Here is a 24,018-nt window from a genome sequence, read left to right on the forward strand (position 1 = left end):
TTTGGTATTAAGCATGGATGCAAAAGAAGCATTAAAAGTCTACTTTGGTTATGATTCCTATAAACCCGGACAGGAAGAGATCATTGATTCGATTCTTGCAGGAAAAGATGTATTGGCAATCATGCCGACGGGATCAGGTAAGTCAATTTGTTATCAGGTACCTGCATTACTCTTGCCAGGTATTACGATTGTTATTTCACCGCTTATTTCACTTATGCAGGATCAGGTCAAAGCATTGAATGAGGCGGGGATCAAGGCAGGATATATTAACTCTTCATTGACGGAATCGCAGATATCTACAGTATATGCCAGAGCACTTGATGGAGCATATAAGATCCTGTATGTTGCGCCGGAACGCCTTGAAAGTTATGAGTTTACTAATTTTGTTGACAAAGTCGGTATCTCAATGGTTACGGTAGATGAGGCCCACTGTATTTCTCAATGGGGCCAGGACTTCAGACCAAGCTATCTTAAAATAGTGGATTTTATAGATGGTCTGAGCAAGAGACCTATAGTAAGTGCCTTTACAGCTACAGCAACTGAAGAAGTAAAAAATGATATTTCATGTGTTCTTAAACTGAAGGATCCCAAGATCGTGGTGACCGGTTTTGATCGTGAGAATCTGTATTTTGATGTGGAAACGATCAAGAAGAAGGATGACTATGTTTTGGAATATATCAAAAATCATCCTGAGGACAGCGGCATCATATACTGCGCTACAAGAAAAAATGTAGATGCATTGTATGAACTTCTTTCAAATGCTGGAATTCAGGTAGCAAGGTATCATGCCGGAATGAATAATGAAGACCGTAAAGAAAGTCAGAATGATTTCATATATGACAGATCGCCTGTGATCATAGCTACAAATGCATTCGGTATGGGTATTGATAAATCCAATGTCCGATTTGTTATTCATTACAACATGCCGCAGAGCATGGAGAACTACTATCAGGAAGCCGGCCGTGCGGGGAGAGACGGTGAACCGTCACAATGCATACTGCTGTTCTCGGCTCAGGATATTATGATAAACAAGTTCCTTTTGGATCATAAGGATTTTACGGATATTCCATATGAAGATATTGAACTGATCAGGCAAAGGGATGCAAAAAGACTTCAGATCATGGAAGGATATTGCAGAACATCCGGATGCCTTCGAAACTATATCCTTGAATACTTCGGAGAGAAGCGCAACGAGCCTTGTGACAGCTGCGGAAATTGCCATAGAGAGTTTGCTGAGATTGATATGACAGAGGATGCCAAGCTGGTCATCAATTGTGTATGGGAAACAAAGGGCAGATATGGATTGAATATAATCCTTGGAACTCTCCTTGGCGCGAACAGAGCCAGATTAAAAGAACTTGGAACCACTGAATACAAGACATACGGTGCGTTAAAGAGTCGATCTGAATCAGAGCTGAGGCTCCTTATCAGCCAACTGCTTTTGGATGGATATCTTTACCAGACTGCAGATAAATATAGCGTGATCCGCTTAGGAAATATAGATTCTCTTAAGGAAGCGAGTGCACGTGTCTTGATCAGAACATACGAAGACAGAGAACCTGAAAGACAGACTAGAAGCCGTAGCAGGCGAAGCACTGATTCTCTTACTAAGGCCGGATACGAATTATTTGAGACTCTCCGCCAGTTGAGACTGACTATTGCAAGGGAAGTGGGGATGCCGCCATATATTGTCTTCAGTGATAAAACATTGATAGACATGAGTGTTAAGGCTCCGCGGGACAGATTATCTATGCTGGGAGTATCGGGAGTCGGTGAAGCAAAGTATGAGAAATATGGTGAGAGGTTTATAGAGGCTATAACGGCTTTTATAGATGAGAATCCTGAATCGGTAACAAGCATCAAAGATGATGACGATGCTGCAGAAGTAAGGGTTAAGTCGGCAAGGAAGCGGAGGAGTCGAAAAGGAACTTTTTATCTTAATCCTGAGGATGAGGAAAAGTTCGAATACTGCGACCTCTATCTTGTAGGTGAGATCAAGGATGAACTGAATAGGATTACTTCCGGAAATAATGTTAAACATATATTTGGAACGGATATCTATAGATTCCTTACAGAAAAAGGGTATGTGGAAGAGCGGAATATCGATGGCAGATCTGTGCAGGTTCCGACAGAGATCGGTCAGACGAAGGGCATTATTGCTGTTGAACAGACCAGTAAAATAGGCACGGTATATACTGTGCTGAAGTATCCTCACGCGGTTCAGAAAGAAATAGTTGAGCATTATATAGAGATCCGTGATCAGGTTGCCACCACTGAGGACGAGGAAGAAGATGTAGCAGAAAATGCTTCTTTTGACCGTGCTGCATACAATCGGAAGATGAACAGACCTGACGGAGCCGGTGCATCCTGGTCAGAAGAAGAGGATAAGCAGCTTGATGAAGAGTTTAATGGTGGCATGAAGATTTCCGAAATTGCGAAGACTCACAATCGAACTAATGGTGCAATTCGTGCAAGACTCAGAAAACATGGGCTGATAGAGTGAGTAAGAGGGTGTTTAATTATGTTATATAGGCTCAGTAAAGAAGATAATACAATTGAGTTAATGCCTTATGCTGATTTTGAATCCTTGGCAAAAAAAGAGAAGGATCTTGAAAATCTTTTGGCTGAAAATCTTGGCGATCTCTATATAGAAGACGGTCAGCTGATGCGTATTTTTCAAGAAAGAGCTAGGCAGGAGGAGCCAGATCTTTGTGCATTAGATAAGAACGGTAATCTTGTTCTGTTTGAATTAAAACGTGGAGAGGTTCAGGGCGATACAACCATACAGGTGATGCGCTATGCCCAATCTTGGGGTCAGAAGTCATATTATGATTTGAACGAGGCGTATGCAAAGTATTGTGATAAATATAAGCTCCCCAAACAGGAATTGAAAGAAGCACACAAAGATGCATTTGGGCTGGATTCTGCTTTGGATTACGTACAATTCAATAGAGAGCAGAAAATGATAATAGTTGGTAGCTCCTCTGATAGCAGGTTGGTTTCTGCTGTTGATTATTGGAAAGCACAAGGGCTTAGTATCGATTTTATTCCGTACCGTATTTATTTGATAGGTGATGAGTATTATTTTGAATTCTTTTCAAAACCATATGATACGCATGTAAATCCGAAAGATAGAAAAGGTATTATATTTGATACCAACTTTGCATATGATGAGAACTCCATCTGGGATATGTTCCTCAAACATAAGGTTAGCGCTTACGGATCTGTAGCTGGATCGGTAAACAGCTTTCAAAAAGGTGATTATGTTTTGTATTATCACAAGGGATATGGAGTCGTTGGTGCTGGAAAAATTAAATCGGATACTAAGGAAAACAAGGAATATAAGAGGGATTATGAATTGTTCCGTGAAGTAGAATTGTTGACTCCGGAGATATCCAAGATTGAAGATATTCGATATATATCATATTCAGAACTCTGTGAGTTGTTAAACAAGAGTTTTTATCTAGCAAGAACGACCAAAGTGCCATATTTGTCAGAGGAAGAAAGCAGGTTGGTTGTCGAGCGCTTACTAGAAAAATATGAAATCGATAAGTGATCTATAATGAAAAGGCTCGCCAGTCGGCGGGCCTTAACCATTTACCATGGCCGGTAAAACGGCTTTATCATCAATGTAATAATCGCAGGAGATCTTCCGGGAATTGTTGCCGTACATTTCAATGATTTCCGGGAGATTGTCATTTATGGCATCGAATTCCAGCTGATGATCACGGCACCAGGAGACTGCTTTCTCTAGGGCTTCACCGGCTCTGCAGGTCCAGAGGATGAGCTTGTTGCCGGATCTTTTCTGATTGATAAGATATTCGATCAGTGGTCTGTTAGGTTCGCCGAGCTCAGGCCAGTTGCTATAGCAGAGGGTTCCGTCAAAGTCTACGGCGATGATCTGATATGCTGTTGTACTCATGACGGGCCTCCTTTCTTCAGGCTATGTATCAAGCCCTGCTTTATGTGCCTGAGTGTGCTGCAGTTTTCTTGGTATGTCGTATAGTTTTCCGTCTTTTATAAGCTTTGCTCCGGTCTGATGGTAGTTGAAGCTTATCCCGTTTTCGATGCACTGTGCATGAACGGCCTCTACCCAGGAATAATCACAGATCCTGGCTCCGGGCCCGGATTCTCCGCCAATGGATACGTGCTTGATGACAGGGCTTCCGTCAGATGAGCGGTATCTTTCGATATATGGCTGCAGATCCACGGCAGTCAGCATAGGTTCGATCATTACGGAGTGGTGGAAGATTGGGAGAGATAGATATACTGGGAGCCTTTTGTCAGCCATTTCCTGATTTTCACAGGTAACAGCTATTGTGACATGCTCCCAGCCATAGCCCCAATTCTTTGGCAGATGGTCTGCAATCCGTTCCGGTCTTTTGGTGATCATGAAGAAAGAACAGTCGGAACGTTCGTATATCATATCCCAGGCGTCTTCTCTCCATTCATCTGCATCGGCATGAAAGAAATCGGATGAAAAGCAGGTCCAGATGTGTGATCCGAAGGGAATCTTATATCTGTCTTTATATTTGCCGGATCTTAAGATCTTAACCGGAAGGTCGAAGTTCTCTGTCTTTTGTACGATGGAAGGATCCTTTCCTATGGATTCATCCCTTCGGTACATATAGCAGTGCAGGCATCCGGTACTGGCCTTTGTGCATCCGTGCCACAGATTCCAGTTGATCGATTCTGGTGGTCTTGGATCGGTATTATCTTCCGGGAATAAAGACAACTGTTTCATGGCGTATTATCATCACACTTCCTCGTGGTATGTTCTTCCTCCAGATGGAAGATATCATCCACATGGACTTTAAAATATGCTGCAAGGCGAAGAGCTGTTTCAAGGCTGGCCGGATTCTTTTCAAGCTCGATGTTGCTGATGCTTCTTTCACACATACCGACAGCTATTGCAAGATCAGCCTGCTTTAAGCGCTGTTCCTTGCGAAGCTTCTTCAGATCATTTTTGACTGCCATATAATCCCTCCTTTATGATTGACCTGATACGGGGAGCAATTATATTGTAGCAATCAATATGTACAATAATCTGGACTCTAACTCACAACCCGGCCAAAAGTTTTAAATGTTTCTCCCTCGGCAATCTCAATAGGATCGTACTTGTCATTCAGCGAGATGAGGTACGTTCCTTTTTTTTTGCATAGAAGCTTCTTACAGTAGGCGTTTCCGTTGTAGTAGAAGATCCCGATCTCTCCATCATTCAGTTCATCTGTCTTCTGGATCCACACGATCTGTTTATCCAGGTATCTCGGCATCATGCTGTCTCCACTTATGCGCACTCCGAAATCAGCTGTCTCCGGAACTTCAGGTCCGACTTCGACTTCTTCATAGCTGTCGTTGTCAAGAAACTGACCGGTTCCAGCAGATACAGGCATATCATAGAGATTGAGTATCCTGACAGGCTGCAGGATACGGACGGGTGCTGCCTGATACTTTTCGGAGCCCTTCAGCAGGTCAATGTAATTAAGTGCCATAGCCCTGCCTTCCTCATTGAGCTCGGCCATCGGATCGTCCGGATTATATCCTCCTATAAACTGATTGAAGATATCCGTGATCCCGAGGATCTTGCACATCGCAAGAAACTGTACTGCGTTCGGAATGCTGCTACCGGTCTCCCATGTGCTGTATGCTGCAGGCTTGGTAGGGATTCCCATTCCGGTAAGCTTATCGCAGATATCCTGTTGCGAGTATTTCAAGTTTTTCCGATATGCTGCAAATATGTTTCCGATATTGTCCATAAGTGACCTCTTTCTAAGTGCGGGATACAGCCCACACGTCTGTGAATCTAATATACTTCATAGGGCGGATAAAATCAATAGAAAAATCAAATATAATTAGAAAACAGAAATATGTTTCTATTGAAATCAAATCAGACTTGTTTTATATTAGATAATCGTAAGGGGTACACGTACTGGCCGGCCGGCAGAATGATACCCCATACACAAGTAACTTTTTGGGAAGGTGCTTGCGGACCACGCTAACCTTCAGCGGTCGGAACTTGGTTCGCTGCTTGTCTTGGATGGAGGTAATGAACATGCCTATGATTGTTTACACGCGTAGGAGGATATGAACTATCTTCTTTCTGCGCCGGAAGAAAAACTGAATATAGAGGCTTTTGGTGAGCTGCCCGGACCTCGGGGGATTATAGTCAGCTCGCTTTGCGGATCGACTAATCAACGTTTCGCAGTAATCTGTAAAGGTGACTTTCCCTTTCCTTTTCAGACTTCAGATCAAATTGATGAATTGGAGGTGAAGAGCCGAATGCAGGCGATTGATTTTTATTGCAAGAAGTGCAGGAAATCCATGCGGATCTCCTACGCACTGACCGGAGACAGGACGGCTCCGGCTATGAACGGCATCATGATAAAATGCCATACTCACAAATGTACCAGAGTAGTGACCCTCAAGAATTTCACTGAGGGGCAGATCGTCGAGAGAACGGATGCTCTCGGAAAGTGCTACTTATAAGCTTTAGTAATAAGGACGAAATCAAGCGTGCATGACACGCATAATTACAACTAAATGAGGGCTTCATGATATGGGGGCATGACCCACCGCGGACGCATGAAAAGATAACCGGTAAAACGGAGTCTTTTCGTGCGTTTTGTTTTCTCTTTTTTCCGGTTCACCCGGAAAGAGGAGAAGATGAACATATCTATTAAGGAAGAAACATTAGGACAGAGGATCAGAGCACAGAGGATCAGACTTGGAATGACCCAGGAGGAACTGGCAGAGCGTTTATATATGAAGAAGTCTACCATCTCATATTACGAGACCGATAAGAAAGAGATGAGAGCAAGCTGTCTTGCTGAGATTGCCAGGGCTCTTTACACAACACCGGATTATCTGCTTGGTTTTGAAGAAGAAAAGGATCCGTTTGAGAAGGAAGTGTATGGGCTGCTTCAGAGTATTACCGATGAAAAGGTAAGAGTGCTTTTACTCGCACAGATCAAGGCAGTTTCTAATATGTAAAACAGGGTATCGGGAGACCGGTACCTTTTTTATGTCCGGAGGTTGTCTATCGGTCAACCTGAGGTTGTCTGTTTAGGGAACGACTTTTTACATAGAGTTCCGTAGAATTGCATGTGTAAGCAAGAGGTGACGCAAGCCGGCAAGCCTAACCTCCAAGAAAGAAAACGGAGGTGCGAACATGTGCATTACAGAAGATAAGTTGGTGGAAAGCTACGGGAAAGCAACTCCCCGTGAACGCTTCCGACTGATCTACAAGAACTACAGTATCTTTCCACAGCTGGTGGACTGCTACGAAACCGGACTGTTCAACCGGATCCTATTCGAGGTTGAATACAACAGACGGAAGAAAAATGATGACGACCTGGGCGTGAGGATCCAGACCAGTCATCGCAGTGATCCGACAGCTGCAAAAGCGATCGAGCATATCATGATCCGCGATGCCATCGAGGAGTGCAATTTCTCCGGGAACATCTTAAAGGAAACCGATGATCCCGAGAAGCATAAGCGGGATATCCTGACGATCCATATGATGCGCAGGGAATACGAGGTCTTTGATACAAGCCTCAAAGCACTTCCCCTGGCAGAATTCAAGATCACCTACAGTCATCTGCATGACGGTAGAAAGCTCGTAGAGATCGCGGAGGAAGAAGACAAGGCGTATCAGACGATCCTGAATATCGTATCGAAAACAAGAAAAAAGCTGGAAGGCAAGACGATTGCTTTCTTCAGGGAAACCATACAGGAGGGTTAGATCATGGGATATAAGAGAAAAGAATATGAGAATATGGAAAGCCTTTTTACGAACGGTAAGAAGAAGTTCGTGAAATATGAAGAAGGCGCAGCGATGTACTCCATGGGGATCCATGCGTTTACTGAACTTGCCAAGGAAGCGAAAGCAATCTACCGCATCAGGAGGATCGTTCTGGTAAATACAGATATCATCGACGAGTATATCGAGAACTTCAGAGACATTTAATGGAACAGTATGGAATGAAAATAAGATGCACAGCTTTCAAAAAAATACATTGATTTTTTGTGGGGCATTAAATATAATGTGAGTAGAGATCTGAAGGGAGCAGGAAGATGGCAAAACGCGGAAGGCCTACGGTAGAAGACAAAAAGTACATTAAGGTTGGCTTTAGAGTTACCGAAGCGGAATGCGACAGACTTTTGGCATACTGCGAGAAGATGAATCTCACCCAAGCACAGGTCTTTAAAGAAGCGCTTGAGCTCCTTTACAAGACCAAACCCTAAGAAAGCTGTGCCTCTCCCCAAAAGGAGGTAAACAGATTGGCACAGAGCAGGAAGGACTCCCGCGGCTATGCGCTCAGAAGCGGTGAGTGTCAACGGGCAGACGGACGCTACTCTTATTCTTACACTGACAGAAACAGGAAGCGCCACACCGTCTACGGAAAAGATCTCGTGGAACTTCGAAAGAAGGAACAGCAGATCAGACGTGATCTGGAGGATGGACTGGATCCCCAGAGAGCAGAGCGTGTTACAGTCAACGAGGTATTTGATTCGTACATCAAACAGAAATACGACCTCAAGCCTACGACCAGGACGAATTACGTTTATACCTATGATCACTATGTCAGGGAGACTTTCGGAAAGCGGCGGTTGATACAGGTTCGTTATACGGATGTAAGGGAATACTACTATTCTCTCTTATTAGAAGAGAAACTTTCCCCGGCAACAGTCGATAACGTTCATACCGTGCTTCATCCGGCATTCCAGATGGCGGTTCGTGACGGGCTCATCCGTGTAAATCCGGCAGCCGGAGTTCTCGGAGAGATCAAGAAGAGTCATGTATGGGTTAAGACCAAGCGTAAGTCGCTCACGGTACCTGAGCAGAAAGCATTCATGAACTACCTTTATTCCAACCATCAGTATCAGGGATGGAAACCGGTCATAACAGTTTTGATCGGAAGCGGGATGAGGATCGGAGAGTGCCTTGGCCTCAGATGGGAGGATCTGGATTTCGAAAACAGGATCATCGATATCAATCACAGCCTTGTACACCGCAAGGTGGATGATTCGGGAACCAACTTCCACATCAACACTCCGAAGACGGAGGCAGGATGTCGCAGGATCCCGATGATCGGGGAAGTGTATGATGCGTTCCTGGAGGAATATCAGATCCAGCAGATCACCGGCTTTTGCACGCAGGAAATCGATGGTTATTCCGGGTTCGTATTCGCAAGTTCCGGTGGAACGATAACGATACCTTCCGAAGTGAATCATGCGATCCACAACATTACGGCAGACTATAATAAAGAAGAGACTGCCAAAGCGAAGAGAGAAAAGAGAGAGCCGCTGCTCCTTCCGGACTTCTCCGCACACCACTTGAGACACACCTTCTGCACCAGGCTTTGCGAGAACGAAAGCAACATCAAGGTGATCCAGTCGGTCATGGGCCATAAGGATGTTCAGACTACTTTGGATATCTACGCTGACTGCACCGAGGACAAGAAGAAGGAAGTCATCAAGAACATGGAAGATAAGATTTTTGTATTGTAAAAGTGCCTGTGAAAACAGTGCATATTTTTCACACAAAATACCATACGTCTTAGTCCATAGAGCAACCGTCTTTTTAGGTTTGACGCACCCGGCACCACACGTTAAGACATCACCACGGAACGGGATGTAAAGAGTCGGGAAACGCTAGATGGATTAAGGCGGAATATAGAGGAGCAGGGTGGAACGGAGTGTACAAAAACCCCAAATCCGTCCCGACGATGAAGACGCTGGAGAAGTAAAGTCTGTAAAATCAACGGTTTGTGAGATTAAGTGGTAAGATTTACAACCATTTTACGACCAATATAAGAGAACACGTTTAAATAGAATCTCTGTAAATGGAGATTCTATTTTTTATCACAGTCCATCCCCCATGGACAAATGAGAACAGAGTAAATTTAAGGTGATTTTTAAATGTATCATATTTCTCCTAAATTTTAGAATTGTTGTTGATAAGAAGGAAAGCTCGTGTTATAATAATTTTATAAAAAAGAAAGGAGGATTTGTTATGAAAAATACTATATTAAGTGAGGTATTTGGCATTTAACTTAATATTGGGATGCATTAAAAGAGATAGCCATAAATGGCTTTATTTTTGATGCTATCATAACTAATCTTCTTGTGAATATGGAAAAGTATGGTCACATCTGGTTGGTGTGGCTATTTTTATACCCTATATTAGGTTAAATGCCATGCTGTTTGAAATTTACTTGAGAAAATGAAAGGATAACTATTAATGAAAAAATTACATATAGCTGATAGAGATGATGAACAGGTTTATACAATTGTAGATAGGTATGCGAAATATGCAAGTTTATCAATTGTAAGCATCAAAATGAGCCAGATTGTGCTGTTATAACAGCGATAAATAATGGAGAATTAACGGAGGATAACTTAAACAATACTGGTTTTATATGGTAACCCTAAGTATTATCATAGGTTTGGATTTGTAAATGCTTATACGTATGGAATAACAACACCGGATGGGGATAATTTTGAACACTTTATGGTTTTGGAACTTGGTAAAGGGTTATTGGATGGTATATCAGGAAAATGTTATGCGGATAAGGCGTTTGATAAAATGCAGATGAGTTAATTGAATTTGAAAAAGGATTTCATAAAAAGGAGAAAGACATGAAAAATATTGGTGAAATAAATTTTGACAAAGTAGTTTTGGATTGTAAAAATCCTGTAACACTTTCTGATTTTTATGTAAACTTAATGGGCTGGCATAAAGGTTATGAAACTGATGATTTTATTATTATATACTCAGAAAAGTGCAAAGTAAACATTGGATTTCAAAGAAATGAATTATATGTTGCTCCAGTATGGCCTGAAGAGGTTAATAAACAACAGCAAATGATGCATCTTGATTTTAGTATGGAGAAAGCAAAGCTTCAGGAATGGATTAATTACGCTTTAGAACTTGGAGCAAGAAAAGCAGATATACAATACGGAGATTGGGTTGTAATGCTCGACCCAGAGGGACATCCGTTTTGTTTTGATGTAGTGTAAGTACATAAAGTCTTAAGAAACCATAGGCTATTGAGTTGATAGTCTATGGTTTGGTTACAATCAACGGAGTACAGAGAAAATTCCAGACAAAAATTACAGTAAAGAAAGCGTATATTAGGCTGATAGAGAGTACCAATACTTTAGAAAAAGGAAGTACCTTTACTTATAAGGCAGTCGGATACGGAGTAAAGACAGAGGATATTATGTTTTATACCTCTAAGAAATCCGTAGTAGTAATCAAAAAGACAACCGGTAAGGCGAAAGCAAAAACCAAAGGAACGGATTATATCATTGCTAAGGCTGGAAAGGTAAAAGTAGAGATTAAAGTGAAGATATCATAATCCATACTACTTTTATAAAGAAACGTAATTTTTGTGGACTATTAATTCCATTACAAAACGGTTGAGAAGTTAAATACACAACCTAAAAATATAAGAAGCTGTTGTAAAAGCAGGTACATGCGTCCATGTTAGCTAGTACCTGAGTTCGCAACAGCTTTTTTCGATTTTAAATCATTCCACAAAGATGAGATAAATATTTCAATTCCATTAATACTAATCAAATGATATAATTGAGATGATAACTATATACTGGAATTGTGGCTTACAAAGGAGATGATTTACCATGGCGAGCATGGATGGAGATATAAGAGCTCATAGCATGCTGGATTTTATTAAAAGTCGAAGAAGTACTCGAAGGTTCAAAGAGAAAATAGTTCCTGAGGAAATCCTTCATCAGGTGATTGAAGCAGGAAGATATGCTCCAAGTGGAGGAAATTCTCAAAGCACTCATTTTATTGTAATTCAGAAAAAACAGGTGCTGGATAAGCTGGCTGACTTGGCCAGAGAAGAATTTGCAAAGATGGAGATTCAGGAGAATACCTATAAATCCCTGGTAAATTCTATTAATGCATCAAAGAAAGGCAATTATGTATTTCACTATAATTGTCCTGTTCTTATTATTACGGCTAATAAGAAAGATTATGGGAATAATATAGCTGACTGCGCCTGCGCGCTTGAGAATATGATGTTAATGGCTAATGCACTGGATTTGGGTAGTGTGTGGATTAATCAGTTGAGATGGTTGAATGAAAATCCCGTAATCCTGAATGTTATGAAAGAACTCGGCCTGGAAGAAGATGAGCGTGTATATGGAGCATTAGCTTTGGGGTATCCTGATACACAGGACGGTTTGCCGGTCAGAACACCCCTTGATCGAACGGGAAATATAGTAACTTATATATAAGAAAGGAGCATATATGATGCAAACAATTAATATCGCAAATGGACCAGAAAATGCGTCAAGACTGATTCTAGGCTGTATGCGTATGCCTGCACTCTCAGTAGAAGATGCAGCAAAAATGATTCAGACAGCATATGATTTAGGAATTAATTTTATAGACCATGCAACTTGTTATGGAGATGGGGAGGCAGAAAAAAGATTCGGCGATGCCATAGCGCTTACCAGTGTAAAGCGGGAAGACTTAATTATTCAGTCAAAATGTGGTCTTAGATTTGACAAGCAGATCTTTGATTGGAGAAAGTCCAATATTCTTGAGAGCGTTGATGGAATTCTTAAGAGATTGAAAATGGAATACCTGGATGTTCTTTTATTACACAGACCGGACTTGCTCTATGATCCGGAACAGATTGCAGAAGCGTTTGATGAACTTGAAGCTGCTGGGAAGGTTCGCTATTTTGGCGTGAGCAATACGATGCCAATGCAGATTGAATTACTGAAGAAGTATGTAAAACAACCTCTTAAGATTAACCAGCTGCAGCTTTCTTTAGAGCAGTCACAGTTAATCGATCAGGATTTATATATGAACAACAAAACGACAGATATGTCAGTCATGCGTGATGGTGGAGCCCTTGATTATTGCCGTCTTAATGACATCACGATTCAGGCGTGGTCTCCACTTCAGTATGGAATGTTTAAGGGTATGTTTATTGATAACCCTGAATTCCCAGAGATGAATAAGGTTCTTGGTGAGTTGGCAAATCAATATGGAGTGACAAAGGCGGCAATAGCAATTGCATGGATCCTTCGTCATCCAGCTAAGATGCAGGTAATAGCAGGAACTATGAATCCGGTACATTTAACGGAAATGACTGAGGCATGCAGAATAGACCTGACACATGAAGAATGGTACAAGCTATATCTGTCATCTGGTAAATTCTTGCCGTAAGGAGATGGATGAGATTTATGAAGATAACAGTTATATGGTCAAGTCCCAATAAAGATGGGTTAACGAATACGGCAGCCAGACAAATTATGAAAGGATTAATTGGTGCGGGTGCAGACATCCATGAGATATGGAGTGTCTTCATCAAATGGAAGAGGCATTAACTCATATGGGAATGAGAGCATATGACAGAATCCCCATAGTCAGATATAATAAGGAATATATGTTGCCTGCATTAGAAAAGGCAGGTGAGGTATATTACGATAGATTATCCAATGGTTTTGATATGTATTATTAGTGATCAACTGGTACACAGATGCGAGGATGACAGTATTCCTGATAGCGTGGTACAGGACGATCGGATGCTGTTATTCTCATAATTTAAGGAGGGCTACAGGTGAGTAGTTCATTAGCGCATAGAAAAGCTGTGAAAAAAATACGTTTTATCGATATTGAAGGAAATGCTCTATCTAATACTTTGGTACATGTAAAATTGGTGAACCATCAGTTTTTATTTGGTTGCGGATCATTTGATTCCCTTCCGGCTACATCGGAAGCGGATATGGGACAAAGTAATGTTAATCATGATATGAAAATGCCAGAGAAAAGCTTTTTCGAAGATAGGGTGAATAAGTGGTTAGAAGTATTTAATTTCGGAACGCTTCCGTTTTACTGGGGACGATTTGAACCGAAAGAAGGAGAGATCCTTACAGACAGCAGAATGCGGGCAGCAAAAATGTTGCAAAAGAATCATGTGAAGGTGAAAGGTCATCCATTATGCTGGCATACGGCATGTGCAGACTGGTTGATGGATTATGACAACGCGACCATTTTACAGAAGCAATTAGATCGCATTTATCGTGATGTTACGGCATTTCGTGGTGTAATAGATATATGGGATGTAATCAATGAGGTAGTGATTATGCCCGTTTATGACAGATATGATAATGCGATTACTCGTATATGTAAGGAGCTTGGTCGAGTTCGACTTGTTAAGGAAGTATTTGATGCCGCAAAGAGCGCGAATCCGGATGCAACTCTTCTGATTAATGATTTCAACCTGTCAGAAAGTTATCGAATCCTAATCGATGGATGTCTGAATGCAGGGGTGCCTATTACTTCAATCGGTATCCAGACTCATCAACACCAGGGATACATGGGACGAGAAAAGCTTGAGGATATTCTTGAGAGATTCTCAGTATTCGGACTTCCTCTTCATTTTACGGAGAATACACTAATATCAGGTGATCTAATGCCCAAAGATATAGTGGATTTAAATGACTATCAGGTTGATGAATGGCCTTCAACACCGGAAGGAGAGGAAAGACAGAAGAAGGAATGGTCTGAAATGTATCATATCTTGTTTGAACATCCTTTGGTAGAAGCTGTCACCGGATGGGATTTCGCAGATGGTGCATGGCTTGGAGCTCCAAGTGGACTTATTCGTAAAGATAATACAATAAAACCAGTCTATCATGAGTTGAAGCGTCTGATCCACGAGGAATGGAATACAGAAGGTGATTTACGAACAGACGAAAATGGAAATGTCATTCTCAATGGCTTTAAAGGAGAATATGAAATTACACTTAAGGGTAGGATGGTTAATTTTACTCTTGATGGTAATGGAGATTCAAAGGATGATGTGATTGAGATTACGGTATAGCATGATATTGCTAGACGCCTATATTGATTATTATGGTATGATGGATTAGTGGAGGAGCTGTTTCGTATAGTGGCAGTTATTTATCACAGAACATGAGGTGCAAATGCATTCTCTGAGTCAATGATTTCTTGGATCAAAGGTATAGTTTCGAAGAACAGAAACACTTTGTTTTGTCGGTGATGAGAAAGCTAATCAGATGGATGAGGACTTCCTGACTGCATTGGAATACGGTATATCGACGACAGGTGGAATTGGATTTGGAATAGTCCTTTTGTAATGCTATTAACAGATTTTCAGACGATTAGAGATGTGTTATAGAGCGAATGGAGAAAATCAAAAAACCGCATTTGGGAAAGAGGTTTTTAAGCAAGACGAGATGTCGTTGCTTGGATTTTTAGTACCAAAATCAGGTAGTGGACCAGTTATGCTTTCTCAATTTAAAACGTTGCATTCAGATAGGGCCAGCAATTTTGAAGGTGAGATTATTCAGTTTTTGAAGGAAGGTAAGACAGTAATCCTGGATCTTGGAAATGCAAACGACGGTATCAGAAAGTATTTTTCTGATTTGCTATCTGAAGCAGTATTTAGAGAGCAGGAGAGTAAGTTTATAAGCAATAGTTTAGGAGATACATACATCGAATTATACTTTGAAGAGGCACATAACTTGTTTCCACCAACCACAAAAGATAATCAGGATGTTTATTCAAGATTTGCAAAAGAAGGTGCGAAGTTCCATATAGGAATGGTGTATTCAACCCAGTCTCCGTCAACAATTAGTAAAGAATTATTGGTTCAGACAGAAAACTTCTTTGTGGGACATCTGGCTTCGATTGATGAGACAAAGGCTTTGACACATACACAGATTGCATTTTCGGGAGTAGAGGAAGATATTCTCAGAGCAAAAACACCTGGTTTTATGAGAATGCTTACCATGTCGAACAGATTTGTAATTCCTGTACAGGCTAAGTTGTATAGTCCAAAGAGAGGAGAATAGTATGGCATATTCTTCTGGTAATAGATTACCTTTCGAATCAGCATCAAAACTAGGGCATCTTAATGTCATAGAAAGCGAGTGGGTTCAGTCTCTTATCAAAGATTTTGAAACAAACGATATTGGTGATTCGTATAACTATGAAAATGATATATGGGAGAGTTTTGATCCTAGCAATACTACACCGTTAAAGCAAATTTGGGTAGCAGATGGGTCGTATGTACCTGTGGAAGAGAATTATAAAGAATTGGCATTTGTAAAAACTGCCCTTATGACAGTTGAGCAGAATAAAATAGCCGGTATTGATAAGGAATATCCACACCCTCTCAAATTACAGGAAATAATGAAGGATAGTGCTCTTTTTCACGCAACAGTGTTTCCTTTAAGAAATTTGAGAAGTGTGAAGGGAAACATCTATGATACAGTTCGACATGTCATCTACGATTCAATGAGGAATGATGAGGATGGACAGTATTTTGAAACGCTCAAGTGGATTGCGTATAAGAAGTGGGATGGACAGAATAGTAGCTCTCCAAGCTTTGAGTGTCCACATTGTGACCAAAAAGTAGATTCAGGAATTCCGTTTGATCAGGATACTGGAATATGTCCGTTTTGTGGCAAAGAGATTCTTCTCACAGATATGGTTGGCTTTCATTTAGATATGAATGAAGATAATGCGCCTGCATCGGTTGCATCTTCATACATGCTTATCATGGAAATGCTGATGTTATTTACAGTTATCAGATTACAGTGGTCTAATCGGGATCCTAATCTTATCAGTAATACGCTATTTATGAAAGATGGACCAATGACTTTAAGCGGTCAGTATTCAAAGCTTGTCCCAAATATAAGAGAATTTTTGAACTATGCAAAAAACCAGGGAAGACCTTAATGGAACGCCAGACCTCAGTCAAGCCATTGGTGGAGGAATACTTTGCGTGGGTTAAGGAGTGCCTATCGAACAAGGTGGTTCCTCCGAAAGGAAAAACAGCTTCCGGACTGCAATACAGTGTAAACCAGGAAGAATACCTAAAAGTATTTTTAACCGATGGAGAAGTTCCCATAGATAACTCTGCCAGTGAACGTGCTCTTCGAAATTTCACCATAGGGCGTAAGAACTGGATGACGATAAATACAGTAAGGGGTGCCCAGGCCAGTGCAATAATCTATAGTATTACCGAAACAGCCAGGGCAAACAATCTCAACGTGTATTACTATATCAGCTATCTTCTCACAGAACTGCCCAAAATCATTGATAAAGATGGAAACATAGGACAATCAAAGCTGGAGCCACTCATGCCGTGGTCAAAAACACTCCCAGCTAATTGTTACAGCAAGCGCCGCCAATAAGCGGCGCTTAAAATTTACTAAGGGCATATGATTTGACGCTTACGAATAAAGCAGGAGGATGCAAGGGATGGTAAAAGTTTCAGTAATTTTAGTTATAGTAACAATAAATTATTTGATATTCCTTTCATTAGCAAAAGCTGCAGGACGAGCAGATAGAGAATTGAAAAAAATCCACAAAGCATGTTTCCTTCGGGAGGAGGAAATAAGGGGTGAGAATTTCAAAAGTAACAATTAAGTCTTCCAAAAAAGCTTCGAATAAACAATCAGACATAGATAAAGATTTAAAGTCTTGTATGAAATGTAAATTCTTTTGGGGCAACAATCATCAATGTTCATTGAAACGTTGCTACAAAGAAAAAAAGAAGCCATTAATACAGAACACAATTAAGAAAAGTGAATGTGATGGTTGTACATATAGGCAGTCAGATAGGTATTGCTTTCCGTGTATGAAAAAACTATTGGAGAAAAAATAGAGCTAATGAATTAGATTAGTAGTTTAAGAACAGGAGGTAGGTAAGCATGAATAATAACATAGAAGTAATTGGAATAGATCATGGATGGAGCCACATAAAGACCGTGACATCGGTTTTTTCAACATCAATCGAGGAAACCCATCACCAACATTTTTTAAGGATGTTTTAGAGTATAAAGGAAAGTATTACAACATTGGTGGTGAACGTTTGGAAGTAAAAAATACGAAGGATGAAAATGAAGATTTTTATCTTCTTACCCTAGCTGCAATTGCAAAGGAATTTTCAAAGAGAGGAAATGTTACTGAATCAAATGTGTATCTAGCAGTAGGATTACCACTTACAAGGTTTGGAGAAGAAAAGCAACCATTCATTGATTATCTTTCAAAGAACGAAGAAGTCTATTTTAAGTTTGAAGAAAAGGAATACCATATCAAAATTGTAAAAGTTTCTGTCTATCCGCAGTGTTATTCAGCAGTCACTGAAATGATACCGAATTTTCAAAGAAGGGCAGTTGTTGTTGATATTGGGTCATGGACAATTGATATTATGCCTGTAATCAATAAGAAACCGGATGACAGAAGATGCAACAGCTTGCCACATGGTTTGATTACCTGTATGAGAGATATCAATCGAGATTGCGTAAAGAATTTTAATTACGAAGTAGAGGAAGCAGACATTGAACATTATATTAGGTATCGTCAATTAAACAATGTTCCAGAAGAGGTATTAAAGCTTATGGATAGATATCTAATGAATTACGCCGATATGATAATCCGTTCCTTAAAAGAACTTGAAATCAATGTACAGACGACACCAATTATTATTGTTGGAGGGGGAGCAAGTGTCGTTAAGAATTACTGTAGTGTCAAGCTACCCAACATAGATTATAAGCTAGATATTAAAGCGAATGCGAAAGGATATGAAATGATGGCTCGAATAGCTCTGAAAAATGCAAGGAGGTAAGGTCGAATGGGAAAGGTTAAGAATAAGGATGATGTAATTCAGTATACGTTTCGTTTGAACCTAACCAACCAAGATCATCTAGCAATACATCAGACCTTGCAGAATTTAAATAAGGGAATCTATAAGTCACAGAATAACTTCATTACAGATTCCATTTTAAGAAATATTCGTAATTATACAAGAGAAGAACTATTAAGTGATGCTGCTTTGGAACAGAAGCACAATACTGAATATATTAAAAGAAAAGACCTGGAAGACTTAGAACAAAGAGTAACTGGGAAAGTAATGAAAGAGGTTGTGACTCTTCTTTGCTCCTCTCTTGCTGGAAGAACAAGTTTACCAGTAACGCCACAAAGAGAAGAAAAATCTGAGGCTATTTCAGAAAACGAAACTAGTGTTGAAGATGATGAAGTCTTATCTTCATTATCAAATATTTGGTCATAGGAAGGAGTGGACTAGCTATGAAGAAAATCTTTTCAGGAATAGGACTAGTATTGCTTACAATTCTGAAATGGATAGGTTTGATTATACTGGGAGCAGTAAGACTGATCTTAGAACTGGCAAAAGTTATTCTACTTCTGTTTGGTTTTGTTGCTAGAATATTCTTGGCTTTTGTGAGGGTGGGAACACCATAGAGAGGTGATCAAATGATAGCTGGAATAAATGCATACCGAGAGAAGCGCAGACTTATCAAGTATTTTTTTAGATTTAGAGCTGTAATGGTATAGAGGAAGGAGTAATATGCACTGGATACGGGATAAACCAAAACGAGGATTGTCCCGTGTATAATTTCATATCACCTATAAAGTGGAAAGGTACACGGTCAATCTGCCAATCCACTTTATGAGTGGATTGTAAAATAAAATTACTATTTGAAACATTTATTGAGACAGGCTAGTTAGGTACTGTCTTTTTTTAAAACAAAAATAAAGAAAGAATGAGGAAAATCAATATGAAGAAGTTAGTAAAGAGAGCAAATAATTTTGTAGCAAAACAGGCAATCAAAGCGCAGATTGCATTAAGTAACAATAAGGGTGAAGGTTATATTGATACAGCGGTTAAGATCCTGATTGCGGTTGTATTGGGAGCGTTATTACTGGCAGGACTTTATGCTTTGTTTGGCAATGTTGTTATGCCGACCCTGACAAAAAGAATTCAGGATATGTTTAATTATGCAGGTTAATACCATGCTTCAGGCAGTGCTGTTTGTATGCTTAATGGCAGGGGCATCTTGGTATGATGTTCGGAAAAGAGAGATACCGCCATTTATTTGTTGGTTAGTTGCTGGTATCTCATTTTTGTATTTCAGACCAATTCATATCATAGGAATTCTTGCAGCAGTTCCATTACTGATTATTGCTGTATGGATAGCACCAAACCGTCTTGGTGGTGGCGACATAAAACTGGTTGCTGCCACCGGGCTGGTGCTCGGATTACAGGCAACCAATATGGCAGTGATTCTTGGACTTTCGTTGCAGATATTAGTTTTTATTACTTTTTCATTTATACAAAAAATGAAAAAACAGAAGATAAAAGACCTATCATTGCCGTTGGCACCTTGTCTGTCACTTGGATTTATCAGCATATACATTTTGAAATTAGGAGGAATTATACATGAGTTTGTTTAAAAATAGAACCGTAGTAGGAGTGAGCTGTATTCTGTTTTCACTTCTTGTCTGCTTTGGAATTACACCGATGTTTAATCGGCAAATAACACAGAAGACTGAAATTGTACGAGTGGCAAAGGATATAAAGGCTGGTGATAAGATTACAAAGGACATGATTCAAAGCGTGGAAGTAGGTAGTTATCATTTGCCGGAAACGGTTATCAAATCAACGGAAACTGTAGTAGGCTGCTACGCACTTGCTGATTTATCGATGGGAGATTATATCATTAATTCCAAAGTATCAAAAACACCGTCTGAGGAAAATGCGTATTTATATCATTTGGATGGTAGTAGACAAGCAATATCCATTACCCTCAAGGACTTTGCAAATGGACTTTCGGGCAAGTTACAGAGTGGTGATATTGTTTCGGTCATTGCACCGGATTATAAGAAGCAGGGCGCTACCGTAATTCCATCGGAGCTTCAGTATGTAGAAGTAATATCTGTTACAACTGCGAGTGGATATGATGCAAATACAGGGGATGAGAAAGAAAACGGAAAAGACGAAAAGGAACTGCCCTCTACCATCACATTACTTGTAACACCAGAGCAGGGAAATATCTTAGCTAGTCTTGAGGCAGAGGGGGAATGTCATCTATCCCTTGTCTATCGTGGTGAGACTAAGAATGCCAAGAAATTTCTTGATGTACAGAATAAGGTATTAAGTGAATTATATTCGGATGAGAAGTTAATAACAGAACAAACGGAAAAAGAAGTACAAACAACAGAGAGTACAGGTAAAACCTTAAGCCAGTCAGAGGTAAGTTCTGATGATAGTGCTAATGACGCAATTGGAGAGGAGGAGTGAGAATGCTAAAATTTAAGAAAGATTCCATCTTTACGCGAGAGAACAAAGATGAGTTTAGCATTGGTGAGTCTTTATCTGGTGGCGTTCTTGCAGTATGGGGAAGTCCGGGTTCTGGGAAAACTACAGTTGCGGTAAAACTTGCTAAATATCTGGCAGATCACAAGAAAAATGTAATATTAGTTTTATGTGATATGACTGCACCCATGATTCCATGTATCTGTTCTTCTTCCTCTTTGGAATACCAGAAAGCCACAAATCGAGCCTTTGGATCGCTTGGTAGTATTCTGTCTGCCACCCATGTAACCGACCAGATTGTTAAAGATAATATGATCACGCATAAAAAGATGGCATACCGCAGGTGCATTAGGCAGCATAAACTTCAGGCTTCCATATTCCGCGGAAGTGGAAGAACAGTATCTTGCTGGGGACCTGCTTGCAGATATGAGTTTTAAGAATAGTAGAGAATTTCGTAAGGAAATAGAAAAAATAGCAGAGGAGGTATTTGGATGCTGAAGATGAAAAGATGGCACAAAAAGAATCAGAAGGAGATAGAACAAAGACATATTGTATCAACGAAAGTGAGTAATGCGGAGTCTGAAAATGATACAGATAAGAAAGAAAGTAATTTTATGGATATACGTATCGAAGATCTGATGGATACTTCTACCGAACAGAACTTTACACCGGACATTTTTCCAGAGAATCACACACAGCCACTATTTCTTTCAACAGAATCCGAAAAGAAGGATTTTCAGACTGTCTTAAAAGAAGTCCAGGAGTATATCTCAACAAATTATTCCGAGCTGATTACCAATCAGGAGCTGGAAGATGCAAAAGAACAGATGAAACGCTATATTTGCAAATATGTTATGGACGAAAAGATTGCGGTAAAGGGTATGGAAGGGCAGGAACTCATCGATGATCTTTATACCGAGATGGCAGAGTATGGTTTCCTAACAAAATACATTTTCGGGAAAGGAATTGAGGAAATCGATATCAACTCTTGGCAGGATATTGAAGTACAATACTCGGATGGAAGAAATGTAAAACTTAAGGAACATTTTGAATCTCCAGAACATGCGATTAATGTAATCCGAAGAATGCTCCATGTATCAGGAATTGTACTGGACAATGCAAGTCCTGCGGTGCTTGGTCATTTATCTAAGAATATCCGAATTGCGGTTCTAAAAACACCGTTAGTAGATGAAGATGTGGGTATTGCTGCTTCCATCCGTATTGTCAATCCGCAGAGTATGCAAAAGAAAGATTTCGTACGGAGCGGGACAGCAACAGAACAAATGCTGGATTTTTTATCAAACCTGATCCGTTATGGTATCTCGGTCTGTGTGGCAGGGGCAACCAGCTCTGGTAAGACTACGGTTCTTGGTTGGCTTTTGACCACCATTCCAGATAATAAGAGAATATACACCATTGAAAATGGATCACGCGAGCTTGATTTAACTAGATTTGAAGAGGGTAAAGTGGTGAATTCGGTCATCCATACCATTACCCGTGATAGTGAGAATGATAAGCAAAAGGTGGATCAGATCATGCTACTTGATATGGCCCTTCGTTTTAATCCGGATATTGCGGTCGTTGGAGAAATGAGAGGAGCAGAAGCTAATGCAGCACAGGAAGCAGCAAGAACAGGTATTGCGGTACTAACAACGATTCATGCTAATTCCTGTGAAGCTACTTACCGTAGAATGGTCTCCTTATGTAAACGTGCTGTTGACATGTCCGATGAGACTTTGATGGGTTATGTAACAGAAGCCTATCCGATTATCGTGTTTTGTAAGCAGCTTGAAAATAAGCAGAGAAGAATGATGGAAATTATGGAGTGTGAGATTCTACCAGATGGAACAAGAAATTATCGTACGCTGTTCCAATATGTCATTACTGAAAATCGTATGGATGAGAAAGGTGAATTTATCATAGAGGGATATCATGAGCAGAAGTCCTGTATTTCCGAAAGCCTTTCCAAACGGTTATTAGAAAATGGGATGCCTGTTGAAATGATAAATAGCATGAAACGAAGGGAGGAAGAATCAGAATGAATCTGATCTTATTGATTGCCTGTATGGGCATGATTACAGGATGCTTAGTTCTTTTATCCTTGCCACCGATGGAATTTACGAATCATATTTTTCAAAGTCTTATTAGTAAGCCACATAGCATACGAGACGAGATTAATGAAGCTACTGGGCGAAAGAAGATGTCATTTTTCAAAAGGGAAGTGACAGAGATTGAATCCATATTAAAGATTACCGGCAGAGAACATCTATTTCCATTGCTTTGCGCATGGTCACTCATCCTATTTGCAATCGGAGCATCTGTTGCTATACTACTAGAAAATTTCTTTCTGGTACCGGTACTTGCCGGAGGATTTCTGTTTCTGCCTTTTTGGTATGTAAGACTGACGCAGGCGCATTATAAAAAGGATATCGCTGCTGAACTTGAAACAGCGCTGTCCATTATTACAACGGCATACCTTCGAAATGATGATATCCTGACAGCTGTGGAGACTTATTGGAGATTGCTAGAATTGGTTCAGGGCGGCTCCAGAGCAGAATTTGAATTTCAGAAAAATCAATATAGTACCTATCAGGATCGTACGCACTTTACACCAATCTGGATGCCGGATGGTAGTTATATCGTAAATACGTGGGTGATAGATGCATGGACACCGGTTGGGATGATGTCGCAGAATCTAACGAACTCGATTACAATTAAGGGAAGCTTGTGGGATGATTGGCATATTGCACCACAGGCTGAGTAAAAAACCAATAATTCTATCAAAAATACCCCCAAACTACCCTTTTACGGAGTGGCTTTTTCGATTTGGGTATGGTAAACTTTTCATAAACTGAAAAGGTATGCCATAAAAATGTATGAA

31 protein-coding genes and 1 pseudogene are annotated in these 24,018 nt (G+C 40.3%); 28 read left to right on the forward strand and 4 right to left on the reverse strand.

Annotated elements, in window-relative coordinates; genetic code table 11:
- Nucleotides 1-13: 13 nt before the first annotated feature.
- Nucleotides 14-2,503: a DNA helicase RecQ gene (recQ, locus tag H0486_RS03020; protein WP_323163527.1), complete on the forward strand. Its 2,490-nt coding sequence runs from the start codon at nucleotides 14-16 to the stop codon at nucleotides 2,501-2,503.
- 18 nt (nucleotides 2,504-2,521) lie between these two features.
- Nucleotides 2,522-3,556 carry a PDDEXK family nuclease gene (locus tag H0486_RS03025; protein ID WP_091687622.1) on the forward strand — a complete coding sequence of 345 codons (1,035 nt, stop codon included), beginning with the start codon at nucleotides 2,522-2,524 and terminating at the stop codon, nucleotides 3,554-3,556.
- Nucleotides 3,557-3,589: 33 nt separating this feature from the next.
- On the opposite strand, the gene H0486_RS03030 is transcribed toward H0486_RS03025, so the two are convergent.
- From H0486_RS03030 to H0486_RS03045, 4 genes are all read right to left on the reverse strand, one after another.
- Nucleotides 3,590-3,922 carry a hypothetical protein gene (locus H0486_RS03030; RefSeq protein WP_228351590.1) on the reverse strand — a complete coding sequence of 111 codons (333 nt, stop codon included), beginning with the start codon at nucleotides 3,920-3,922 and terminating at the stop codon, nucleotides 3,590-3,592.
- Between the two features lie 21 nt (nucleotides 3,923-3,943).
- Nucleotides 3,944-4,744: a DUF5131 family protein gene (locus H0486_RS03035; protein WP_228351591.1), complete on the reverse strand. Its 801-nt coding sequence runs from the start codon at nucleotides 4,742-4,744 to the stop codon at nucleotides 3,944-3,946.
- Complete coding sequence (locus H0486_RS03040) at nucleotides 4,741-4,977, reverse strand: helix-turn-helix transcriptional regulator (protein ID WP_228351592.1); 237 nt, start codon at nucleotides 4,975-4,977, stop codon at nucleotides 4,741-4,743. The genes H0486_RS03035 and H0486_RS03040 overlap by 4 nt, the downstream gene beginning before the upstream one ends.
- 77 nt (nucleotides 4,978-5,054) lie before the next feature.
- On the reverse strand, nucleotides 5,055-5,756 hold the full coding sequence (locus tag H0486_RS03045; RefSeq protein WP_228351593.1) for an XRE family transcriptional regulator: 702 nt from the start codon (nucleotides 5,754-5,756) through the stop codon (nucleotides 5,055-5,057).
- Nucleotides 5,757-6,084: 328 nt separating this feature from the next.
- Between H0486_RS03045 and H0486_RS03050 the strand changes: the two genes are divergently transcribed.
- From H0486_RS03050 to H0486_RS18860, 26 genes and pseudogenes are all read left to right on the forward strand, one after another.
- Entirely contained in the window at nucleotides 6,085-6,486 is a 402-nt protein-coding gene (locus H0486_RS03050; protein ID WP_228351594.1) for a hypothetical protein, read from the forward strand.
- A 177-nt stretch (nucleotides 6,487-6,663) separates the two neighbouring features.
- Complete coding sequence (locus H0486_RS03055; protein WP_091687617.1) at nucleotides 6,664-6,990, forward strand: helix-turn-helix domain-containing protein; 327 nt, start codon at nucleotides 6,664-6,666, stop codon at nucleotides 6,988-6,990.
- Between the two features lie 178 nt (nucleotides 6,991-7,168).
- Nucleotides 7,169-7,741 (forward strand): hypothetical protein, encoded by a 573-nt coding sequence (locus H0486_RS03060; RefSeq protein ID WP_044960409.1) that lies wholly within the window; start codon nucleotides 7,169-7,171, stop codon nucleotides 7,739-7,741.
- A gap of 3 nt (nucleotides 7,742-7,744) precedes the next feature.
- On the forward strand, nucleotides 7,745-7,966 hold the full coding sequence (locus H0486_RS03065) for a DUF6462 family protein (protein ID WP_091687616.1): 222 nt from the start codon (nucleotides 7,745-7,747) through the stop codon (nucleotides 7,964-7,966).
- Nucleotides 7,967-8,073: 107 nt separating this feature from the next.
- Nucleotides 8,074-8,244 (forward strand): CopG family transcriptional regulator, encoded by a 171-nt coding sequence (locus tag H0486_RS03070; RefSeq protein ID WP_228351595.1) that lies wholly within the window; start codon nucleotides 8,074-8,076, stop codon nucleotides 8,242-8,244.
- A 36-nt stretch (nucleotides 8,245-8,280) separates the two neighbouring features.
- Nucleotides 8,281-9,510 (forward strand): tyrosine-type recombinase/integrase, encoded by a 1,230-nt coding sequence (locus H0486_RS03075; RefSeq protein WP_228351596.1) that lies wholly within the window; start codon nucleotides 8,281-8,283, stop codon nucleotides 9,508-9,510.
- A gap of 1,131 nt (nucleotides 9,511-10,641) precedes the next feature.
- Nucleotides 10,642-11,022: a VOC family protein gene (locus tag H0486_RS03080; protein ID WP_228351597.1), complete on the forward strand. Its 381-nt coding sequence runs from the start codon at nucleotides 10,642-10,644 to the stop codon at nucleotides 11,020-11,022.
- 35 nt (nucleotides 11,023-11,057) lie between these two features.
- On the forward strand, nucleotides 11,058-11,363 hold the full coding sequence (locus tag H0486_RS03085) for a hypothetical protein (RefSeq protein WP_228351598.1): 306 nt from the start codon (nucleotides 11,058-11,060) through the stop codon (nucleotides 11,361-11,363).
- A 283-nt stretch (nucleotides 11,364-11,646) separates the two neighbouring features.
- Nucleotides 11,647-12,267, forward strand: coding sequence for a nitroreductase family protein (locus H0486_RS03090; RefSeq protein ID WP_228351599.1), 621 nt, complete (start codon nucleotides 11,647-11,649; stop codon nucleotides 12,265-12,267).
- A 13-nt stretch (nucleotides 12,268-12,280) separates the two neighbouring features.
- On the forward strand, nucleotides 12,281-13,210 hold the full coding sequence (locus H0486_RS03095) for an aldo/keto reductase (protein ID WP_330594420.1): 930 nt from the start codon (nucleotides 12,281-12,283) through the stop codon (nucleotides 13,208-13,210).
- A 17-nt stretch (nucleotides 13,211-13,227) separates the two neighbouring features.
- On the forward strand, nucleotides 13,228-13,371 hold the full coding sequence (locus tag H0486_RS03100) for a hypothetical protein (protein ID WP_228351600.1): 144 nt from the start codon (nucleotides 13,228-13,230) through the stop codon (nucleotides 13,369-13,371).
- On the forward strand, nucleotides 13,356-13,505 hold the full coding sequence (locus tag H0486_RS03105; RefSeq protein WP_228351601.1) for a hypothetical protein: 150 nt from the start codon (nucleotides 13,356-13,358) through the stop codon (nucleotides 13,503-13,505). The genes H0486_RS03100 and H0486_RS03105 overlap by 16 nt, the downstream gene beginning before the upstream one ends.
- Before the next feature lie 99 nt (nucleotides 13,506-13,604).
- Complete coding sequence (locus tag H0486_RS03110; RefSeq protein ID WP_228351602.1) at nucleotides 13,605-14,870, forward strand: endo-1,4-beta-xylanase; 1,266 nt, start codon at nucleotides 13,605-13,607, stop codon at nucleotides 14,868-14,870.
- 307 nt (nucleotides 14,871-15,177) lie between these two features.
- Nucleotides 15,178-15,864, forward strand: coding sequence for a hypothetical protein (locus tag H0486_RS03120; protein WP_228351603.1), 687 nt, complete (start codon nucleotides 15,178-15,180; stop codon nucleotides 15,862-15,864).
- A 1-nt stretch (nucleotide 15,865) separates the two neighbouring features.
- Complete coding sequence (locus tag H0486_RS03125; RefSeq protein ID WP_228351604.1) at nucleotides 15,866-16,753, forward strand: hypothetical protein; 888 nt, start codon at nucleotides 15,866-15,868, stop codon at nucleotides 16,751-16,753.
- Nucleotides 16,753-17,211 (forward strand): IS66 family transposase, encoded by a 459-nt coding sequence (locus H0486_RS03130; protein ID WP_267023216.1) that lies wholly within the window; start codon nucleotides 16,753-16,755, stop codon nucleotides 17,209-17,211. The genes H0486_RS03125 and H0486_RS03130 overlap by 1 nt, the downstream gene beginning before the upstream one ends.
- Nucleotides 17,212-17,278: 67 nt before the next feature.
- Nucleotides 17,279-17,446, forward strand: coding sequence for a hypothetical protein (locus H0486_RS03135; RefSeq protein ID WP_228351605.1), 168 nt, complete (start codon nucleotides 17,279-17,281; stop codon nucleotides 17,444-17,446).
- 322 nt (nucleotides 17,447-17,768) lie between these two features.
- Nucleotides 17,769-18,647: a ParM/StbA family protein gene (locus tag H0486_RS03140; RefSeq protein ID WP_228351606.1), complete on the forward strand. Its 879-nt coding sequence runs from the start codon at nucleotides 17,769-17,771 to the stop codon at nucleotides 18,645-18,647.
- A gap of 6 nt (nucleotides 18,648-18,653) precedes the next feature.
- A complete protein-coding gene (locus H0486_RS03145) occupies nucleotides 18,654-19,091 on the forward strand; it encodes a hypothetical protein (protein WP_228351607.1) in 438 nt (145 codons plus the stop codon).
- A 17-nt stretch (nucleotides 19,092-19,108) separates the two neighbouring features.
- On the forward strand, nucleotides 19,109-19,282 hold the full coding sequence (locus tag H0486_RS03150) for a hypothetical protein (RefSeq protein WP_228351608.1): 174 nt from the start codon (nucleotides 19,109-19,111) through the stop codon (nucleotides 19,280-19,282).
- Between the two features lie 317 nt (nucleotides 19,283-19,599).
- Nucleotides 19,600-19,830, forward strand: a complete 231-nt coding sequence (locus H0486_RS03155) for a DUF6133 family protein (protein WP_228351609.1) — start codon at nucleotides 19,600-19,602, stop codon at nucleotides 19,828-19,830.
- Nucleotides 19,820-20,275: a prepilin peptidase gene (locus H0486_RS03160; protein WP_228351610.1), complete on the forward strand. Its 456-nt coding sequence runs from the start codon at nucleotides 19,820-19,822 to the stop codon at nucleotides 20,273-20,275. The genes H0486_RS03155 and H0486_RS03160 overlap by 11 nt, the downstream gene beginning before the upstream one ends.
- Nucleotides 20,262-21,122 (forward strand): Flp pilus assembly protein CpaB, encoded by an 861-nt coding sequence (gene cpaB / locus H0486_RS03165; RefSeq protein ID WP_228351611.1) that lies wholly within the window; start codon nucleotides 20,262-20,264, stop codon nucleotides 21,120-21,122. The genes H0486_RS03160 and cpaB overlap by 14 nt, the downstream gene beginning before the upstream one ends.
- Nucleotides 21,123-21,124: 2 nt before the next feature.
- A pseudogene (locus H0486_RS03170) lies at nucleotides 21,125-21,635 on the forward strand (nucleotide-binding protein).
- Nucleotides 21,636-21,775: 140 nt separating this feature from the next.
- Entirely contained in the window at nucleotides 21,776-23,179 is a 1,404-nt protein-coding gene (locus H0486_RS03175) for an ATPase, T2SS/T4P/T4SS family (protein ID WP_456300801.1), read from the forward strand.
- Nucleotides 23,176-23,901: a hypothetical protein gene (locus H0486_RS18860; RefSeq protein WP_330594422.1), complete on the forward strand. Its 726-nt coding sequence runs from the start codon at nucleotides 23,176-23,178 to the stop codon at nucleotides 23,899-23,901. Before H0486_RS03175 ends, H0486_RS18860 begins: the two co-directional genes overlap by 4 nt.
- The last annotated feature ends 117 nt before the right edge of the window (nucleotides 23,902-24,018 follow it).

It is taken from the genome of Variimorphobacter saccharofermentans (genome assembly GCF_014174405.1).
Classification (GTDB): Bacteria; Bacillota; Clostridia; order Lachnospirales; family Lachnospiraceae; genus Mobilitalea; species Mobilitalea saccharofermentans.

Excerpts from the sequence above, each read along its gene's own strand:
- H0486_RS03100 (WP_228351600.1), top strand. The coding sequence starts at position 13,228 with ATGAAGATAACAGTTATATGGTCAAGTCCCAATAAAGATGGGTTAACG.
- H0486_RS03125 (WP_228351604.1), top strand. The coding sequence starts at position 15,866 with ATGGCATATTCTTCTGGTAATAGATTACCTTTCGAATCAGCATCAAAA.
- H0486_RS03135 (WP_228351605.1), top strand. The coding sequence starts at position 17,279 with ATGGTAAAAGTTTCAGTAATTTTAGTTATAGTAACAATAAATTATTTG.
- H0486_RS03080 (WP_228351597.1), top strand. The coding sequence starts at position 10,642 with ATGAAAAATATTGGTGAAATAAATTTTGACAAAGTAGTTTTGGATTGT.
- H0486_RS03045 (WP_228351593.1), bottom strand. The coding sequence starts at position 5,756 with ATGGACAATATCGGAAACATATTTGCAGCATATCGGAAAAACTTGAAA.
- H0486_RS03055 (WP_091687617.1), top strand. The coding sequence starts at position 6,664 with ATGAACATATCTATTAAGGAAGAAACATTAGGACAGAGGATCAGAGCA.
- H0486_RS03095 (WP_330594420.1), top strand. The coding sequence starts at position 12,281 with ATGATGCAAACAATTAATATCGCAAATGGACCAGAAAATGCGTCAAGA.
- H0486_RS03120 (WP_228351603.1), top strand. The coding sequence starts at position 15,178 with ATGTGTTATAGAGCGAATGGAGAAAATCAAAAAACCGCATTTGGGAAA.
- H0486_RS03030 (WP_228351590.1), bottom strand. The coding sequence starts at position 3,922 with ATGAGTACAACAGCATATCAGATCATCGCCGTAGACTTTGACGGAACC.
- H0486_RS03130 (WP_267023216.1), top strand. The coding sequence starts at position 16,753 with ATGGAACGCCAGACCTCAGTCAAGCCATTGGTGGAGGAATACTTTGCG.
- recQ (WP_323163527.1), top strand. The coding sequence starts at position 14 with ATGGATGCAAAAGAAGCATTAAAAGTCTACTTTGGTTATGATTCCTAT.
- H0486_RS03040 (WP_228351592.1), bottom strand. The coding sequence starts at position 4,977 with ATGGCAGTCAAAAATGATCTGAAGAAGCTTCGCAAGGAACAGCGCTTA.
- H0486_RS03175 (WP_456300801.1), top strand. The coding sequence starts at position 21,776 with ATGGATACTTCTACCGAACAGAACTTTACACCGGACATTTTTCCAGAG.
- H0486_RS03105 (WP_228351601.1), top strand. The coding sequence starts at position 13,356 with ATGGAAGAGGCATTAACTCATATGGGAATGAGAGCATATGACAGAATC.
- H0486_RS03050 (WP_228351594.1), top strand. The coding sequence starts at position 6,085 with ATGAACTATCTTCTTTCTGCGCCGGAAGAAAAACTGAATATAGAGGCT.
- H0486_RS03070 (WP_228351595.1), top strand. The coding sequence starts at position 8,074 with ATGGCAAAACGCGGAAGGCCTACGGTAGAAGACAAAAAGTACATTAAG.
- H0486_RS03140 (WP_228351606.1), top strand. The coding sequence starts at position 17,769 with ATGGAGCCACATAAAGACCGTGACATCGGTTTTTTCAACATCAATCGA.
- H0486_RS03160 (WP_228351610.1), top strand. The coding sequence starts at position 19,820 with ATGCAGGTTAATACCATGCTTCAGGCAGTGCTGTTTGTATGCTTAATG.
- H0486_RS03025 (WP_091687622.1), top strand. The coding sequence starts at position 2,522 with ATGTTATATAGGCTCAGTAAAGAAGATAATACAATTGAGTTAATGCCT.
- H0486_RS18860 (WP_330594422.1), top strand. The coding sequence starts at position 23,176 with ATGAATCTGATCTTATTGATTGCCTGTATGGGCATGATTACAGGATGC.
- H0486_RS03150 (WP_228351608.1), top strand. The coding sequence starts at position 19,109 with ATGAAGAAAATCTTTTCAGGAATAGGACTAGTATTGCTTACAATTCTG.
- H0486_RS03060 (WP_044960409.1), top strand. The coding sequence starts at position 7,169 with ATGTGCATTACAGAAGATAAGTTGGTGGAAAGCTACGGGAAAGCAACT.
- H0486_RS03155 (WP_228351609.1), top strand. The coding sequence starts at position 19,600 with ATGAAGAAGTTAGTAAAGAGAGCAAATAATTTTGTAGCAAAACAGGCA.
- H0486_RS03090 (WP_228351599.1), top strand. The coding sequence starts at position 11,647 with ATGGCGAGCATGGATGGAGATATAAGAGCTCATAGCATGCTGGATTTT.
- H0486_RS03035 (WP_228351591.1), bottom strand. The coding sequence starts at position 4,744 with ATGAAACAGTTGTCTTTATTCCCGGAAGATAATACCGATCCAAGACCA.
- cpaB (WP_228351611.1), top strand. The coding sequence starts at position 20,262 with ATGAGTTTGTTTAAAAATAGAACCGTAGTAGGAGTGAGCTGTATTCTG.
- H0486_RS03145 (WP_228351607.1), top strand. The coding sequence starts at position 18,654 with ATGGGAAAGGTTAAGAATAAGGATGATGTAATTCAGTATACGTTTCGT.
- H0486_RS03065 (WP_091687616.1), top strand. The coding sequence starts at position 7,745 with ATGGGATATAAGAGAAAAGAATATGAGAATATGGAAAGCCTTTTTACG.